Here is a 15,943-nt window from a genome sequence, read left to right on the forward strand (position 1 = left end):
GCAAATGTGGGGGCATCGTGGGCTGGCGCCGCCTATCTTGTCAGCCTCTGCCAGTACGTATGGTCAGACGCGAGGTGTCTGCCACGCTTCAGACGGCTGGCGGCCGAGCGCAGGTTCAAGGGGTGCGAGGTCTCGAGCTGGCGCGCACGCGTGACCAGCGTATCCAGCGAAGGGAGCTCCCATGTTCCCTTCCACGCGATCAACGTGTAATTACAGCTATCTTCGGTCAGCGACACGGAAAACGAATCACCGAATACGGAGCGAATCTCTTCGAGATAGAAGGGGATGTCCCTGTCGTTCTCCAAGAAATTGGCGACGAGGACGCCATCGTCGGCAAGCCGCGCATGGCAGGCCGAGTAGAAGGCGATTGTTCCGAGTTGTGCAGGCATGCCGTGCGCCAGAAACCCGTCCACCAGAATGACATCGGGTCGAGCATCCTGTCCCTTGACATACTCCGCGCCATCCGCGCAGATGACTTCGAACCGGTCGTCATCCTGCGGAATCTGGAACTTGTCGCGCAAGGCAATCACTGCCGGGTCAATCTCAATTGCCACCACCTTCGCACTGGGAAGATGGTGGTAGCAGTATTTGGCAAGGGATCCCCCACCTAGGCCGATCATGGAGATACGTGACGGCGTCGGCTGCAGCAGCAGAAAACTCATCATCGTGCGTGTATAGCCGAGCACGAGCTTGTTGGGGTCGCGCACAGACATGAGGCTCTGCGTCGCGTGTATGTCGAAATGGAGCGAAAGTGCCTGCTCCGTCTCCAGTACTACAGGCTTCCCATCGTTGGTGACTGTAGCTAGAAACCGTAGGTACTCTCTCAAAGAGGCGCGTTGGGAATTCATCTGATACTCGGTCAGTACTTGTGGGTGGTTCAGGCTGTCAGTAACGCCACCAACCGCTTCACGGCGGCGGCCTCATCCGAGCCACTCGCCTGAACCCGTACCCTGCTACCCGCACGCGCGGAAAACCGCAGCACCTGCATGACGTCTTTGGCATTCACAATGCAGACGTCGTTGACTAGAAGCAAATCGCTCTCAAACTGATTCGCCGCATGCGCGAGCCGTGCCGAGCCCCGGCCTTGCAGTCCAATACTGCTGGTCACCACAATCGATTTTTCTACCACCGCTCCCTCAAGCTAGCCGCCCCCGAACCAGTCGCGCGGCAAACCTGAGCCGAGACATCTGGGTCAAATTCCCCCAAACACCTTGTGAGATCCACACGCCACAGTCGAGTTGTGTATTATGATAATTTCATTATCATACAATACAACTCCAACACACATGGAATCCAAGACCGCCCGACTCACTGTCTTGATCGACCCGGTGAAGAAAAACGCCTTCGAATCACTGTGCGCGGCGCAAGACCAGACGCCGTCGCAAGTGGTGCGCCAACTCATCCGCGAGTACCTGAATCGACACGGCGTTGACTATGCGACCCGCCCGAAGGTCGGGGACCCGTCCTGACGCAACAGGACAATTTGTACCCGCTAACCAACGCGATCGCGCAGAACGGCGCCAAGGATGCCTCGCAGGATGTCGATGGGTGGCGGTGGGCAACCCGGGACGCTCACATCGACTGGAATGACATTGGAGACACGGCCGCAGCTCGCGTAGCTTTCGCCGAAGATGCCACTGGTGCACCCGCAATCTCCCACGGCGACCACCAGTTTTGGCTCGGGCGTTGCCTCGTAGGTACGCCGCAATGCTTCCTCCATATGGCGTGAGACCGGCCCGGTGACGAGCAGCATGTCGGCATGCCGCGGGCTAGCCACGAACCTGACGCCCAGTCCTTCGATGTTGTAGTAGGGGTTGCCGAGCGCGTGGATCTCAAGCTCACAGCCGTTGCAGGAGCCGGCGTCGACCTGCCGGATGGTCAGTGCGCGGCCGAGGATATCGAGCAGGTCCTTGTGGATACGCTCGATCGCGGTGTCGTCGGCACTACCTTGCGGCGCAGGCTCCGTGAGAATGCCGGTACGCGCGATCTGCTTCAGTATTTGCCACATCAGAGGTCGTGCCCCGCATAGCTGAGGTTGAAGGACTTGTTGATCAGCGGAAAGTCCGGAACGATGTTGCCGATAATGGCATGCTCGAGCGCCGGCCAGTTCTGCCATGAAGGGTCATGACAATGACAACGCAGAACACGGTCGTCGGCCCCGAGTTCGAGCGCGACGAGGACCTCGCCGCGCCACCCTTCCACCCACCCTGCTCCGATCGCCCTCACGCTCGGTAACCGCAGTTCGCCGCGAATTTCCCCCTCTGGCAGCCCGGTGCAGAGGGCACGAATAAGTCGCAGCGATTCAATCACCTCGTCAAAGCGCACCGCCACGCGCGCCGCCACATCGCCAACGTTCTGCGTGGCCATTCTGACCGCCAGGGTTTCATAGGACAGCCATGCGACGTCGCAGCGCAGATCCACGGCCTGGCCGCTCGCACGACCTGCCAGTCCGGTGAGTCCGAGCCGGGCCGCGAGCTGCGGGGTTATCTGCCCGGTACCCCGAAAGCGGTCCTGCAAACCGGCATGCTCATCGTAGATGGCACGCAGCACGTGCAGTTCGCGCTCAATTTCGTCACACTGCCGCCCCAGCCGCTCCAGCGCGGGCGCAGACGTGTCGATCGCCACCCCGCCTGGCACCACCACATCCATCATCAGTCGATGGCCAAACACTTGCCCCGACAGTCGCTGCCAGTCTTCGCGCAAGCGCGAGAACTGCGCTAATCCGAATGCCAGCCCCGCATCATTGCCCAGTGCGCCAAGATCGCCCAGGTGATTGGCCACCCGTTCGCGCTCGAGCATCAGCGCACGTAAGCAGGCCGCGCGCGCAGGCAGCGTCATGCGGCATGCGGATTCGAGCGCCATGCAGTAGGCCCAGGCGTAAGCCACCGTGGAATCGCCCGAGACCCGGCCCGCCAACCGATAGCCCTCCTCTGGCGCAAGCTCAGTAAACCGACGCTCGATTCCCTTGTGCGTATAGCCCAGCCGTTCCTCGAGCCGCAATACTTTTTCGCCAACCACCGAGAAGCGGAAGTGTCCGGGCTCGATGATGCCGGCGTGTACCGGCCCTACCGCGACCTCGTGTACGCCATCACCCTCAACGCGCAAGAAGGCGTAGTCCGCCGGCAACATCCCTGCTGCGACGGCGAACCCCGGCCCACTTGACTGCAGAGGACGCGCGCCAGGCGGCCACAGGCCATGATCAAGCCACGGACGAGTATCGTGGGCGCCTTCCACGGAAACTCCAGAGAGGTCGGTCATAGCTCGTTGCATCCGGCTGGCACAGGGAAAGACGCCAGCCAGATCCGGTATCGCCCGGGCGCCGTCGAGCTGAAGTTCGAGCCAGACCAGTCCATGCGGCATCGCATAGGCAACGCAAGCCGTCGCCATCGCATCTGGATCGCGCTCGGCGCCCCACACAGCAACAAGGCGTCCGCCCGCGTTCGCAACGACACACGCAATCGCCTGCCAGGCATCTTGACCAAGGCGCCCGTGCCACATCGGCAATGGCGCCACCAGGCGCTCCAGCTCTACACCAAGGTCGGGTTGCGTCATGCGCTTAGCCTCCCAGCATCGCGGCTGCCTGCCGGTACCAGACATCGAGATATGGCGGAATGTAAAGTCCTGCAACCAGCCCAAGCGCAAGATGCAGGAACACGGGGACCAAGGCCGGTGGATGCGCCAGCGGCTTGAGTTCGGTGTCACCGAACACCATCGGCTGAACACGGCTGAAGATCGATGCGAAGGCCACGCCGAGCGCGATCAACAGAAACGGCGTCGCCCATGCATGCTCGCGCATGGCGGTCGTGACAATCAGGAACTCGCTGGCAAAGACGCCGAACGGTGGCATGCCGAGGATGGCCAGCGCGCCCAGCATCAAGCCCCAACCAACCGTGGGACTGACGCGGATCAGCCCGCGGATGTCATCCATGATCTGCGTGCCTGCTTTCTGCGCGGCATGGCCGACGGCGAAAAAGATGGCTGACTTGACCAGCGAATGCATCGTCATGTGCAGCAGCCCGGCATAGCTGGCGATCGGACCGCCCATGCCAAAGGCAAAGGTGATCAGGCCCATATGCTCGATCGACGAGTACGCAAACATGCGCTTTACGTCGCGCTGACGCATCAGGAAAAACACGGCCGCCACCACTGAGAGCAGACCGAAGCCCATCATGAGATAGCCGGTGAGATGGCTGCCCACCGCCGCGTCCGTCAGCATCTTGCAACGCAGCACCGCGTAGAGGGCCACATTAAGCAGCAGGCCGGACAGCACGGCTGACACCGGCGTCGGCCCCTCTGCGTGCGCATCGGGTAGCCAGTTGTGCAGTGGCACCAGCCCCACCTTGGTGCCATAGCCGATGAAGAGAAAGGCGAAGGCCAGTGTGATGATATTGGGGTCCAGGTGTTCCTTTACCGCGTTGAGGTTGGTCCATAGCAGAGCGCCGCCCTCGGCACCGACCACCTTCTCCGCCGCCATGTAGAGCAGCACCGTGCCAAACAGCGCCTGAGCGATACCCACACCGCACAGAATGAAATATTTCCACGCTGCCTCCAGGCTGGCCGCGGTGCGGTAGACGCTGACCAATAGCACTGTTGTCAGCGTTGCGGCTTCCATTGCGACCCACACGATGCCGAGATTGTTTGTGGTCAGCGCCAGCAACATGGTGAACATGAACAACTGATACATGCTGTGGTACAGCCGCAGACGGGGCGGTGTCATCTTGCCGTGGTCACGTTCGATCCGCATATATGGCCGCGAAAAGAGCGAAGTAGTCAGCCCCACGAGGGCGGTCAGCGCGACCAGGAAGACGTTCAGAGAGTCGACGTAGAACTCGTACTGCCACGCGAGCAAGGGGCCATCGGAGACAACAATCGCCGCGAGCACGCAGGCCGCAGCAAAGGTGCCCAGGCTGAACGCAACATTGATGTCGCGCGCATGTTCGCGATGCCCTGCCAGTGCCAGCACCAGGCCGCCGGCGAGCGGAATTGCGAGCAGGAATGCGAGCGCCGCCACGTCAATCCTCCTTCAATTGCTCCAGATTCCGGATGTCCAGACTGTCGAACTGCGCCCGGATCTGGAACATGAACACGCCCAGGATCAGCACCCCGATCAGCACATCCAGCGCAATGCCCAGCTCAACCACCATCGGCATGCCGTAGGTGGCTGCGGTGGCTGCAAAGAACAGCCCGTTTTCCATCGACAGAAAGCCGATCACCTGTGGCACCGCCTTGGAGCGTGTGATCATCATCAGGAAGGACAGCAGCACGCACGCCAGCGCAATGCCGAGCGTGCCGCTGGCCAGCTTGAGCGACATTTGCGAGATCGGCATGGCCAGGTTGAAGGCGAATATCACCACGAGAATGCCGATCAGCATGGTGGTGGGAATATTGATCAGCCTTTCTATGTCCCAACGAATCTGCAACCGATCGATGATCCGGTGCAGCAGATAGGGAATCAACAGGGCCTTGAGCACCAGCGTCAGCGCGGCCGACAGGTACAGGTGCGGCTGGGTTGTGACATAGCCAACCACCGCTGTCGCCAGCGCCAATGTCATGCCCTGCAGCGTAAACAGATGAATCAGTGACAGGATGCGGCGCTGCGAAATCATCGCAAACGCGAGTATCAGCAGGACCGCGCCGAGCAGGTTGACAAACTGGGCGAGTAGCATGCTCATATCAGTGGACCAGGAGCAGATGCACAAGCAGGCCGATGACCGCCAGCAGGAAAGCGGTGGCGAGGAACTCGGGTACACGGAATATCCGCATCTTGGCGTTGACGGTCTCCAGCAGCGCCAGCAGGAACCCGCCCAACAGCAGTTTTAACATCAGTGCCGGCAATGCCAGCAACACCGAGAGCGGTGCATTGGCCTCGCCCACGCCCCAGGGAATAAACAGCGCCAGCCCGATACAGGAGTATGCGAACAATTTGAGACTGGCCGCCCACTCCAGCAGCGCCAGATGCCGCCCCGAGTATTCCAGGATCAACGCTTCATGGATCATGGTCAGCTCCAGGTGAGTAGCGGGATTGTCCACCGGCACGCGCGCGTTTTCGGCCAGTGACACCATGGTGAATGCGACACCGGCGAAGGCCATGCCGGGATAGATGGTCAGCTCACGATGGGCCAGCGTCTCGACAATCGTGGCGAGCGAGGTCGAGTGAGAGATAAGCGAGGCCGAGAACAGCACCATCAGCAACGCCGGCTCCGCCAAGAAGCCGATCAGCATCTCTCGGCGCGCACCCATCGTGCCAAAGGCCGTGCCAACATCCATGGCAGCCAGCGAGATGAACACCCGTGCCAGCGCGAACAAGCTAACCAGGGCGATGGCATCGGCGGCGGGCGCCAGCGGCAGGTCGGTAGACAATGTGGGGATGATGGAACACGCCAGTGTCATGCAGCCAAACACCACATAGGGGGTGACGCGGAATAGCGGCGAGGCATTGTCAGCCACCACCGATTCCTTGTTGAGGAGCTTGTGCAGCATGCGATAGGGCTGCCAGAAGCTCGGCGCGGACTTGTTCTGCAGCCAGGCACGCCACACATTGACCCAGCCGGAAAGCAACGGCGCCAGGACAATCGAGATCACTATCTCGAGCAGTTGTGCCAGCACGCCGGTTGCGCTCATGGGTATGGCCTCACCGCATGACCGCCAGCAGCACGGCAATCAACGTCAGAAAGCTGAACAGCAGATACGCTGAAATGCGCCCCTGCTGAATTGCACCGACCGCGCGTGCCATAACCGCGACCAGGCGGACCACGGGCAAGTACAGCCAGCGCCAGAACGGATCTGACACTATCACCCGATATTGCGGGTGTTCGTCGAACGGGGTGGGCAGGTCACGCCTAATCTGAAAAAAGGGCTCGAAGATCTGCCGAATCGGCTGGCCGAAACCCTCGGCGGTATCTTGCATGCGCGGGGTGCCCCACGGAAAGCCGCAGGCCCAGGCCACGCTGCGACGCAGCCTGCCATGGTAGAGACCGCGCACAAGAAGATAGGCAAGCGCGAAACTGGCAAGGATACCTAGCAGGAAGATGACCGGCCCGTAGCTGGCCTGCTCCGGACTGATCGGCGCAAGCAGCCAGCCGCTGGTCGCGACACGTGCGCCGAGGCCGCTGCCGACCAATTGCTGCGTCACTGCATCGATCAGGCCGATGAAAGGAGATGGCAATAGTCCAAGCGCGATGCTTCCCAGTGCCAGCCATAGCATGCCGGCGCGCTCCCAGCCGCCAGCGTCCTGCGCGTCGTTGAGTCTGGGCTCGCGCGGAAGGCCGAGAAAGATCACACCGAAGAACTTCACCATCGTGTAGCCGGCCAGGGCCGCTACCAGCGCAATCAGCGCCGCCACCACGGGGATAAGCATGGTCAGGAGCGGCACCGGCAATCCGGTCGTAAACAGAAAGCTCTGCAGGAGCAACCACTCCGAGACGAACCCACCAAGCGGTGGCAGACCCGCGCTGGTCAGCACGCCCACCAGCGTGAGCCAGCCCACCCACGGCATCTGGCGTATCAAACCTCCCAGCTTGCCGAGGCTGCGCTCGGCAGTAGCATGCAGCACGCTGCCAGTACCAAGGAAAAGCAGGCTCTTGAAGAAGGCATGGCTGGCCACGTGATATAGCGCTGCGGTCAGTGCCAGAGCGGCCAACGGTTTCATGCCGTAGGCCGAGAAGATCAAAGCGAGGCCAATAGCAACGAACAGCAGGCCCATGTTCTCAATCGATGAGTAGGCCAGCAACCGCTTCATGTCGGTTTGCACTGCGGCGAACACCACGCCATACAGCGCGGTGGCCAGGCCGGAGGCCAACAGTAGCCCGCCCCACCACCACAGATGTATCTGTGCCAGGTCCAGAACCACACGCAAGAGGCCATAAATGGCGGTGTTGAGCATGACGCCACTCATCATTGCCGACACCGGCGATGGCGCAGCCGGGTGCGCTTCGGGCAGCCACACATGCAGTGGAAGCAGACCGGCCTTGGCGCCGAAGCCGAACATTGCAAGCAGGAACGCGACCGACGCCCAGAACGGCGTCAGCGTTTGGGCGCGCATGTTCGCGAAGGTGTAGTCGCCGGTATTGGCCTGCAGGACGCCAAAGCACAACAGGACCGCGATCGCCCCGATGTGTGCCATGGTGATGTACAGGTAGCCGGCGCTGCGAACCTCCGCGATGCGGTGGTTGGCGGTCGCCAGGAAGAACGATGACAACGCCATGGTCTCCCACATCACCATGAACGCGTAGGCGTCGTCGGCCAGCACAACGCCAGCCATGCTGGCCAGGAACAGGTGATACTCCAGGCATAGCAAGCCGGGGGGCGTGCCCTCGCCTTGGCGGAAGTAACCCGCCGCGAACACGGAGATTCCGGCCGCTGCGGCACCGATTACCATCAGGAAATAGGCGGACAGGCTATCCAGCCGGAGATGGAAAGGCAGACGCGGCAGCCCGATGGAAAGCACTGCCACTTCGGGGCTGTTACCCACCGCCGCAAGAGCCAGCGCGCTGAGCACCAGCCCGAGCAGAGCGCCCAGAGGGAAGAGCAGGCGCGACACCAGTGCCAGACGATGCAGTGCGAGCACACCGGTTGCCCCGATCATCAGCCACGCGGCCGTGACAACGAGCATCCAGTCGAGCAACAACCACTGTCCGACCGCAGGCACGCCGTCCACGACTCAGGCTCCGCGGCGAACCGTGCGCCGCCTGGCGGGCGAAGTCGTATCGCGCTGCGATGACTTCTTCCTGGCAGGCTTTTTAGCGGTGGCCGGTTTGCCCTCAACCGTCTCGTCCAGATTCAAGCCGCTGGGTACGTAGTCAACGCCGTGCTGAGTCAGGTAGTCGCGAATGAGTTGGCGTATCACCTGTGAGGCAGTCCGGTCCTGCTGCGCGCACAGGGCCTCGAAGGCGGCCTTTTTATTCGGGTCGATCAGGATCGTGAGCCGGGCCGTCTTGAGTTCCATGGAGCCTCGCATTGCAATGCCATGATCATATGCATCACATAGTAGTGCCATGTTCGTTGAAATACCAAGGCGTGTCGGCAATCGAGGGCAGGAGCAGAGCAAGACGCTTTCGCGCAGCGGGCCGGCGACCTGCTCGTCAAAGCTTTCTTTCGTGCCAGAGCCCTCACTCCCACGCGTGGCAGCCACGGCTTTTGTTGATCGATCGCTTTACACTTGAGGGCCGCCGTTACGGCAGGAATAGTGGAACGGCTGAGGTGGGTCGGGAGTCGCCTCTGGCGCCGCCGAGCCCCCTCCTAAGTGGACCGAAGGCCGAGACCGGCCATGAGCGGCCATCCGCCAGCGCTTGTGCCAATGACGGCTTTGGGTCGAGAGAGCCGGCATTGAAAGTTGGCTAACCTTTGAGTGCGGATACCCACGAAAGTCATCTCCGTTTATCGATACGCTGGAGCCTTCGCTGGGCGCTTCGAGCCCAGATTCTCATGTAAAAGGATGCGGCAATGGACCGGATTCGTTTGCTTTTGCTACTGACATTCACTGCGCTGCACCCTCTCGCATGGGCGGCCGAGTTGTCGGAATCGGATGCAGGTACCTATGAGTGGCTAAAGGAAGATCGAACTCCGATGGGAGTCCTATACCGATTCAGCCGTTCCGGTAACAAATGGGTGGCTTTCGGCAAACTGCCAGGCAAAGACTGGAAAGCCGTATCCTGCGATCCTGGCTGTGAGTACAGGAACAGTACAGCGAAAGAGATCCAGACCTATTTCCCTCCGAGCTTTAGGGAACATAACGAGCTTGCATGCATCCAGAACATGGCTCAAGTATTTTGCCGATTCACACCTGTCAATGAACCGCGTAGTAGAGGCTATATTTTCATCGTGCTCGTGACTGGAAAGCCGCTCCCTGTAAGGACTCGGCGGCTTAACTAGTGCGGCAAAACCTTCTGGACAGCGCTCTCAACTTGCGGGAGGGCGCGAACGACTGCTGAGGCATCAGCGCCGGTCACTTGTGAAGGAACTGCCGAAGGGCGCAAATGGGTCGACTCCAGCCGACGGCGGCAAGCGCGGAAGATATCCTGGTCGATCAGGCTCTTGCCGGCCATGAGGCGACATTCCTGACCCTGGGCTGCCAAGGAGAAGTTGAGATGACCTAGCTCCGGCAAAGCTAGAATGCCTGGACGGCCCAGCGATTTCTGCGGCGCATGTCCATGTGGTAATAGCCTGCTTGCTCCTCAAACGAAGGCGTCCAACCTGGGGACGATATGCCGACTTTGGTGGTGGTTCCTTGCTGGAGACGTGCTCGGATTTGGCCAGCAGCGGCCTATTTCGCGCTGGCCTCCGCCGCTAGTTTCAGGCTGTACACGCTGAACCCGGTCGCAGCCCCATGGGCAGTTGCGTTGCTTGCGCTATTACTAGCCATCCCAACTGCTCGACTGTGCGTAAAGAAGCAGTACATCTTTTCGTGCGACCCGAAATCGATCCTCCGAGAAGTCAGGTTTCTCGGGCTGCTTCTCAAAAGAACGTCGATTGATCCGATGCCTTTTAGATGGGTTCGCTCTCGCATGAGCTTGCTCGATCCTCGGGATACCATCATCGAACTTGGTAAGGAGCACCTTTACGGGGCTCTGCCAGTTCAAACGGCAAAGTACGCGATGGGGGAGTCATCTGACGTCATAGCCACGCGTGCAACGATTGCGCGTGCCCTAGGTATTCTTGACCTCGGCCATGAGCGTTTGCCTAAGCAGCGAGCCATTTCCTAGGCAGCGCGCGGACAGTAGCGGCCATCGGGGTGATGAGCTTTGGATGACCGCCATGGGTCGTTTTCCGACACCCCGCGTCAATCGCGAAGAAGCAAAGAAAAAGCCCTCAGGCCGGGAGGAATGAGGGCTGGAAGTGGTAGCAGGCGAGTCGCGGCAAACGCCTGTGGCGGCATGATGACCGGATCGCCTGCCGTTGCACATCGCTAATTCTGGGGATATGCACGGCCGGCGGCTCTGCTTATCGGACTTGCGGACGCCGTCCAAAATGTCTTTTAGTACTCTCCAAGCACCCAGCCGCTGATATAGGCGAAATACTCGCGCAGCCAGGCGTTGTAGCGGATATAGAGCGGCGTGGCGGCAGCCGCGCCGGAAAGTGTCGTAAAGCCCGCTTTGCGGGCGATCCGCTCGGCGCGCAGCAGATGGAAGTCGCTGGTCACCACCAGCACGGGATCGGTAGCGCGGACGCCGTGTCGGGCCAGTACCTCGCGGCTGAACTGCATGTTTTCCGCGGTGCTGGTGCTGCGGTCCTCGCGGATCAGGCGCTCCGGGACCAGGCCATGGGCCAGCAGGTAATCCCCCATGATGCCGGCCTCGGTGCAGGGCAACCGGCCAAAATCCTGCCCACCGCTGACGACCACCGATGCCGCCGGGAAACGGCTGGCCTGTTGCAGCCCTTCATCGAGCCGGGCCGCAAGCGTGGGCGATACCTCGCAGTTGGGTGAGCCGGAACCCAGAATGACGATCGCCACGGGGGCGCCCGCCGCCGAAGCGTTCGGCGCCAGGTCGGCGATGCCGTGACGCATGTGCTGGAAGAACATGGCGACGCTGACCAGCCACACGATCAACCCGGCCCAGCCGGCGCGCCAGAGCCATTGCCGCCAGGGCGCCGCCGCGCGCCACCGGGCGATGGCGGCCCAGCGCCAGGCCAGGCCCATCAGGGCGACACCCAGCGAAAACGGCAGCACGATACCGAAGTTGAACACGCCCATCAGCATCAGGGCGATGCCGTCGCCCGCCAGCAAGGCTCCCACCACAGCCATGGCCAGTCGCCATGCAGGCTTGCCGCCGTACTGCTTGTCGATCATCACCCGCCCGAGAAGTTGTCGTCAGGCGGGCAATGCTACCCGCACCGCGTGGCGGCGGGCAAATGACCGCTCGAATCAGCTGCCGAGAAACGTCAGCACGGCCTGGGTGAAGCCCTCCACCTGCTGCAGATTCGACAGGTGGGCGGCATACAACTCCGTGTAGCGGGCGCCGGGGATCGTGTCGGCCAGATAGCGGCCGTCGGCGGGCGGCGTGGGGATATCGCCCGAGCCGGCGATCACCAGCGTCGGCGTCTGGATGCGCTGGATCTCCGCGCGCAGATCGGAATCGCGCACGGCCAGGCAGTTGGCGGCATAGCCGCTCGGACTGGTGGCCCCAAGCATGGTCTGCAGACGCTGCACCAGTTCCGGCTGCTGCGCGCTGAAGTCCGGCGTCAGCCATTTGTCGACCACGGCCGCCGTGATCGCAGCCATGCCCTCGCGTTCCACCAGCGCGGCGCGATTGGTCCAGTTCTCGGGCGGGCCGATATAGGCCGCGGTGTTGCACAGTACGAGGCGGTTCAGGCGATCGGCGTGATGCAGCGCCAGCCACATGCCGGTGATGCCGCCCATCGACAACCCGCAGAAATGCACGCGCTGCAGACCCAGATGGTCGAGCAGCCCGATCACATCGCCGCCAAGCTGCGCGATGCTGTACGGGCCGGGCGTCACGCCCGACTCGCCATGGCCGCGCGTGTCATAGCGCAGCACGCGGAAGTGTTGGGACAGCGCGGCGATCTGCGGCTGCCACATGTCGAGGGTGGTGCCGAGCGAGTTGGACAGCACCAGCACCGGCAGGTGCTCGGCGCCATCCAGGCGGTAATGGATGCGGACGTCGGAGAGATCGGCAAAAGGCATGACGGCTCCCGTGGCTCAGTTCTGCGCGATGGCCGAGCCGTGCTGCGCCAGTGCGGTGACCTTCATTTCCATGTACGGATACAGCGGCAGGCCGGTCAGCAGCGTGTGCAGTTCGTCGGCATCCTTCACGTCGAAGATGCTGACGTTGGCGTAAAGGCCAGCCACGCGCCACAGATGGCGCCACTTGCCGTCGCGCTGCAGTTGCTGTGAATAGGCTTTTTCCTTGGCCTTGATCGCATCGGCCACTTCCGGGTCGAGCGATTGGGGGATACGGACGGTCATTTCCACCATGAACAGCATGTGGGGGCTCCTTGTGAATCCGGCGAAATCAGACGGTGGCGACGGGCGTCACCGGCGACCCCATCGCACCCGGCAGCCGCAGCGGCGGCGCCGACAGGAAAAAGTGATGACGACCCTCGGCACGCAGCCATGCGGCGAGATCGCGCAGGTACCACAGCTCGCCCAGCGGCAGGCCGAGCTTGAACAGGCAATGATGATGCAGGGGCAGCATCGGCACTGGCCCTGCTCCCTCCGGCGCCGGCCGTGCCGGATAGCGCTCCACGGCGTAGTTGTCCGCGGCGATTGCGGCGATGCCGGAATCGGTGATCCATTGCAGCAGGCGTTCGTCGCGGCCGTCCAGCGCGCAGCAGCTATGGTGCAGCACCTCGGCGTCGGGTTGCCCGGCCATCTCCATCACCATCTCGGCAAACCCGGTGCGCAGCACAAGGATGTCGCCGGGTTCGACCACGATGCCATCGGCCTCGATCACGCGCATCAGGTCGTCGTATCCGACCGTGCGGCACTCGCGCCCGTAATGCGCGGCCAGGTCGACCAGCACGCCACGCGCCTGGATACCGTGCGCGGCGAAGGTCTCGATGCCGAGCGCGTCGGCGTGGCTGTGGTCATGGCCGCACGGGTGCGCGGAGAAATGATCGTCTTCCGCGTAGTCCACCGGGCCGACGATGTCGGTATTGGGGCGAAAGCCGTTGTAGTAGACCCGCTCGGCCACGCCGTCGCCGTCGGCATCGAACAGCGCGCCGACGTGCGCCAGGGAATCCCACTGCGTCGAGTACTGCATCGACAGCAGTACCTGGTCGTCGCTCAGGACATCAAGCGCGTTTGGGTCGACCTTGGCCAGCGGAAAGTTGACGTACGCCACGTCGTCACGGAACGTGGGACGCAGCACCGGCGGATGCCGGCGTGGATTGAGAACATTGCCGCCCGGCAGATCGAGCGGCAGAGACAGGCAGAACGTCTTGCCGCTGCGAATTTCGCGCGCGGCGGCAAGCACGCGGTCCGCGGTAATCAGGTTCAGGCGGCCGAGTTGGTCGTCATCGCCGAAATCGCCCCAGTTGGCGCCTTCGGGCCGTTGCTTCCATCGTTTCATCGCTGGCGCTCCGGACTGGCGTTCAGAGACGGCAGACGCCATCCAGATACGCCTTGCGCCAGCGCACGATCCGGATGTCGGCGAACAGGCCGGCCGTGAAGAACGGATCGGCCTCGATCAGTGCCCGCGCGGCCTCGCGTGTGTCCACGTCGACGATGTAGATGCCACCGCCGCCATCGCTGCCGTCATCATTGAGCTTGGCCCCGCAGGCCAGCAGCAGCTTGCTGTTCTCCGCCAGGAACTCCAGGTGCGCGGGCCGGTTGGCCTGGCGAACGTGCTGGTGTTCGGGCTTGTCGAAGGTCTCAATGAGGTACGGCATCGAATGTCTCCTGTATCGGTTGTCAGATCTGCGCGCCCCAGGCCAGCATGGCGACGATATAGATCGCGCCGACCCAGAACATCATGATCACGGTGTAGCCCATCACGTCCTTGAGCTTCAGCTTCGACAGCGCCAGCGCCGGCAGAATCCAGAACGGCTGCACCAGGTCATTCCAGGCGTTGCCGAGCATGACCGACATCGACGTCTGCGCCACCGAGCTGTTGATGGCCTTGGCCGCGTCGATCATGAACGGACCCTGGATCACCCAGTGGCCACCGCCGGACGGCGCGAAGAAGTTGATCACGAACGAGCTGACCAGACCCCAGAACGGCAGCGTCTGCGGCGTGGCGATATCGACGAACACGCGCGAGATGCTGTCCACCAGCCCGGAGCCGGCCATGACCGCCATGATGCCTGCGTAGAACGGATACTGCAGGATGATGCCGGAGATCGTCTTGATGCCTTCGTTCAGCTTGGCCACGTAGTTGGCCGGGGTGCCCAGCAACAGCACGCCGATAAACAGGATCAGGAAGTTGATCAGGTTCAGGTCCAGCGAACCACCCTGCGAGAAATGCAGACCCGCGTAGGCCAGCCCGCACAGGCCGATGATCAGGCTCAGCAGGCGGCTGTTGTTCATGCGCGTGGCAAGCGTGTTCTCGATGCCCATGCTGTGGCCGTGCCCGGCGGCGCGGTCCTCGGAGCTGTTCTCCTCGCGGATTTCCACCACTTCCTTGGCGTCACGCGGGTGCAGCATCGCGTTGAGCAGCGGCAGCGTGACGATGACGGCAAGGCTCGTCAGCAGCATCGGTGTGGAGAAGATCGTCTCCTTGAGACCGATCACGCCCATCAGCTTTTCCATCGGGTGGCCCGGGGTGGAGATCAGTACCGGGATGCTGGCAGACAGGCCCAGGCCATACATCGTGAAGCCGCTGTAGGCCGAGGCGATGATCAGGGGGTAATGCACGCCCTTGACCTTCAGCGCCAGCTTGCGGGCGATGATGCCGCCGATCACCAGGCCGAAGCCCCAGTTCAGGTAGCTGCCGATACCGCCGACCAGTGTGGCCACGATGATGGCGCCGCGCGGCGTCTGCACGCGGGCGACGATGGCATTGAGGAAGCGGTCGACCAGCGGCGCGGTGGCCAGCACGTAGCCCATCGCCAGAATCACCGCCATCTGGGTGGTGAACGAGAGCAGGTTCCAGAACCCCTTGCCCCAGTTCGTGATGACCGCCTGGGCGGCCTGTCCTTCTACCAGCATTGCCATGACCATCGTCAGCAACGTCAGGCCGATGGCGAATACAAAGGGGTCCGGCAAATACCGGCGCATCAGTTCAGTAAAGAACCCGGCGACCTTACTCAAGATCTGTCTCCTACGAAATCCGAAATGAACGCATATCGAACTAGCGTTCTACATGCGAACGTCTTGTATGAAGATCGGGAGCGTAAGAGTCCGAATGCGCAAAGTCAAGTTAATGAATTGCTTAATTAGTGCGAAAGTCACAACTATCCGATGCTGCATTGCAGCGCGACATGCTCTGCGTGACCCAGGGCTTCTGGCCTTGTAAATACGCCAGCAATCGGATTGCGCAGTGCAGCA

The 15,943-nt window shown here is 62.0% G+C and carries 16 protein-coding genes; 1 reads left to right on the plus strand and 15 read right to left on the minus strand.

The features are described 5' to 3' along the window. Nucleotides 1-32: 32 nt before the first annotated feature. Together RMET_RS23985 and RMET_RS23990 are read right to left on the minus strand one after the other, a co-directional pair. The gene (locus tag RMET_RS23985; protein WP_011519096.1) at nt 33-848 is read right to left on the minus strand and encodes a fused MFS/spermidine synthase; all 816 of its coding nucleotides are present in this window, start codon (nt 846-848) and stop codon (nt 33-35) included. A 29-nt stretch (nt 849-877) separates the two neighbouring features. Beyond that, the gene (locus tag RMET_RS23990) at nt 878-1,129 is read right to left on the minus strand and encodes an HPr family phosphocarrier protein (RefSeq protein WP_011519097.1); all 252 of its coding nucleotides are present in this window, start codon (nt 1,127-1,129) and stop codon (nt 878-880) included. 157 nt (nt 1,130-1,286) lie between these two features. Here RMET_RS23990 and RMET_RS23995 point away from each other — a divergent pair, with 157 nt between their 5' ends. Further along, nucleotides 1,287-1,469 (plus strand): hypothetical protein, encoded by a 183-nt coding sequence (locus RMET_RS23995; RefSeq protein ID WP_029308936.1) that lies wholly within the window; start codon nt 1,287-1,289, stop codon nt 1,467-1,469. A gap of 23 nt (nt 1,470-1,492) precedes the next feature. On the opposite strand, the gene RMET_RS24000 is transcribed toward RMET_RS23995, so the two are convergent. From RMET_RS24000 to RMET_RS24065, 13 genes are all read right to left on the minus strand, one after another. Further along, nucleotides 1,493-2,008, minus strand: a complete 516-nt coding sequence (locus RMET_RS24000; RefSeq protein WP_011519099.1) for an NADH-quinone oxidoreductase subunit B family protein — start codon at nt 2,006-2,008, stop codon at nt 1,493-1,495. Beyond that, entirely contained in the window at nt 2,008-3,552 is a 1,545-nt protein-coding gene (locus RMET_RS24005; protein ID WP_011519100.1) for a hydrogenase large subunit, read from the minus strand. Before RMET_RS24005 ends, RMET_RS24000 begins: the two co-directional genes overlap by 1 nt. Before the next feature lie 4 nt (nt 3,553-3,556). Then, nucleotides 3,557-5,011, minus strand: coding sequence for a hydrogenase 4 subunit F (locus tag RMET_RS24010; protein ID WP_011519101.1), 1,455 nt, complete (start codon nt 5,009-5,011; stop codon nt 3,557-3,559). A 1-nt stretch (nt 5,012) separates the two neighbouring features. After that, on the minus strand, nt 5,013-5,672 hold the full coding sequence (locus tag RMET_RS24015) for a formate hydrogenlyase (protein WP_011519102.1): 660 nt from the start codon (nt 5,670-5,672) through the stop codon (nt 5,013-5,015). Between the two features lies 1 nt (nt 5,673). Further along, nucleotides 5,674-6,621, minus strand: coding sequence for a respiratory chain complex I subunit 1 family protein (locus RMET_RS24020; RefSeq protein WP_011519103.1), 948 nt, complete (start codon nt 6,619-6,621; stop codon nt 5,674-5,676). Between the two features lie 10 nt (nt 6,622-6,631). Then, on the minus strand, nt 6,632-8,656 hold the full coding sequence (hyfB, locus tag RMET_RS24025; RefSeq protein ID WP_011519104.1) for a hydrogenase 4 subunit B: 2,025 nt from the start codon (nt 8,654-8,656) through the stop codon (nt 6,632-6,634). 3 nt (nt 8,657-8,659) lie between these two features. Beyond that, entirely contained in the window at nt 8,660-8,944 is a 285-nt protein-coding gene (locus RMET_RS34560; RefSeq protein ID WP_011519105.1) for a ribbon-helix-helix protein, CopG family, read from the minus strand. Nucleotides 8,945-10,972: 2,028 nt separating this feature from the next. Continuing rightward, a complete protein-coding gene (locus tag RMET_RS24040) occupies nt 10,973-11,785 on the minus strand; it encodes a YdcF family protein (protein WP_011519110.1) in 813 nt (270 codons plus the stop codon). Between the two features lie 75 nt (nt 11,786-11,860). Then, nucleotides 11,861-12,640, minus strand: a complete 780-nt coding sequence (gene pcaD / locus RMET_RS24045; RefSeq protein ID WP_011519111.1) for a 3-oxoadipate enol-lactonase — start codon at nt 12,638-12,640, stop codon at nt 11,861-11,863. Nucleotides 12,641-12,655: 15 nt separating this feature from the next. Beyond that, entirely contained in the window at nt 12,656-12,940 is a 285-nt protein-coding gene (catC, locus tag RMET_RS24050) for a muconolactone Delta-isomerase (RefSeq protein ID WP_008646082.1), read from the minus strand. 28 nt (nt 12,941-12,968) lie between these two features. Further along, nucleotides 12,969-14,027: a cyclase family protein gene (locus RMET_RS24055; RefSeq protein WP_011519112.1), complete on the minus strand. Its 1,059-nt coding sequence runs from the start codon at nt 14,025-14,027 to the stop codon at nt 12,969-12,971. A gap of 22 nt (nt 14,028-14,049) precedes the next feature. Then, nucleotides 14,050-14,346, minus strand: a complete 297-nt coding sequence (locus RMET_RS24060) for a YciI family protein (RefSeq protein WP_011519113.1) — start codon at nt 14,344-14,346, stop codon at nt 14,050-14,052. Between the two features lie 22 nt (nt 14,347-14,368). Then, nucleotides 14,369-15,706, minus strand: coding sequence for a short-chain fatty acid transporter (locus RMET_RS24065; RefSeq protein WP_011519114.1), 1,338 nt, complete (start codon nt 15,704-15,706; stop codon nt 14,369-14,371). Nucleotides 15,707-15,943 lie beyond the last annotated feature (237 nt).

The sequence above is a fragment of the Cupriavidus metallidurans CH34 genome, assembly GCF_000196015.1.
GTDB lineage: Bacteria > Pseudomonadota > Gammaproteobacteria > Burkholderiales > Burkholderiaceae > Cupriavidus > Cupriavidus metallidurans.

Bases quoted from the DNA above. Each gene is read 5' to 3' on its own strand.
- RMET_RS23985 (WP_011519096.1), bottom strand. From the start codon at position 848: ATGAATTCCCAACGCGCCTCTTTGAGAGAGTACCTACGGTTTCTAGCT.
- RMET_RS23995 (WP_029308936.1), top strand. From the start codon at position 1,287: ATGGAATCCAAGACCGCCCGACTCACTGTCTTGATCGACCCGGTGAAG.
- RMET_RS24000 (WP_011519099.1), bottom strand. From the start codon at position 2,008: ATGTGGCAAATACTGAAGCAGATCGCGCGTACCGGCATTCTCACGGAG.
- RMET_RS24005 (WP_011519100.1), bottom strand. From the start codon at position 3,552: ATGACGCAACCCGACCTTGGTGTAGAGCTGGAGCGCCTGGTGGCGCCA.
- RMET_RS24015 (WP_011519102.1), bottom strand. From the start codon at position 5,672: ATGAGCATGCTACTCGCCCAGTTTGTCAACCTGCTCGGCGCGGTCCTG.
- RMET_RS24020 (WP_011519103.1), bottom strand. From the start codon at position 6,621: ATGAGCGCAACCGGCGTGCTGGCACAACTGCTCGAGATAGTGATCTCG.
- RMET_RS34560 (WP_011519105.1), bottom strand. From the start codon at position 8,944: ATGGAACTCAAGACGGCCCGGCTCACGATCCTGATCGACCCGAATAAA.
- RMET_RS24040 (WP_011519110.1), bottom strand. From the start codon at position 11,785: ATGATCGACAAGCAGTACGGCGGCAAGCCTGCATGGCGACTGGCCATG.
- pcaD (WP_011519111.1), bottom strand. From the start codon at position 12,640: ATGCCTTTTGCCGATCTCTCCGACGTCCGCATCCATTACCGCCTGGAT.
- catC (WP_008646082.1), bottom strand. From the start codon at position 12,940: ATGCTGTTCATGGTGGAAATGACCGTCCGTATCCCCCAATCGCTCGAC.
- RMET_RS24055 (WP_011519112.1), bottom strand. From the start codon at position 14,027: ATGAAACGATGGAAGCAACGGCCCGAAGGCGCCAACTGGGGCGATTTC.
- RMET_RS24060 (WP_011519113.1), bottom strand. From the start codon at position 14,346: ATGCCGTACCTCATTGAGACCTTCGACAAGCCCGAACACCAGCACGTT.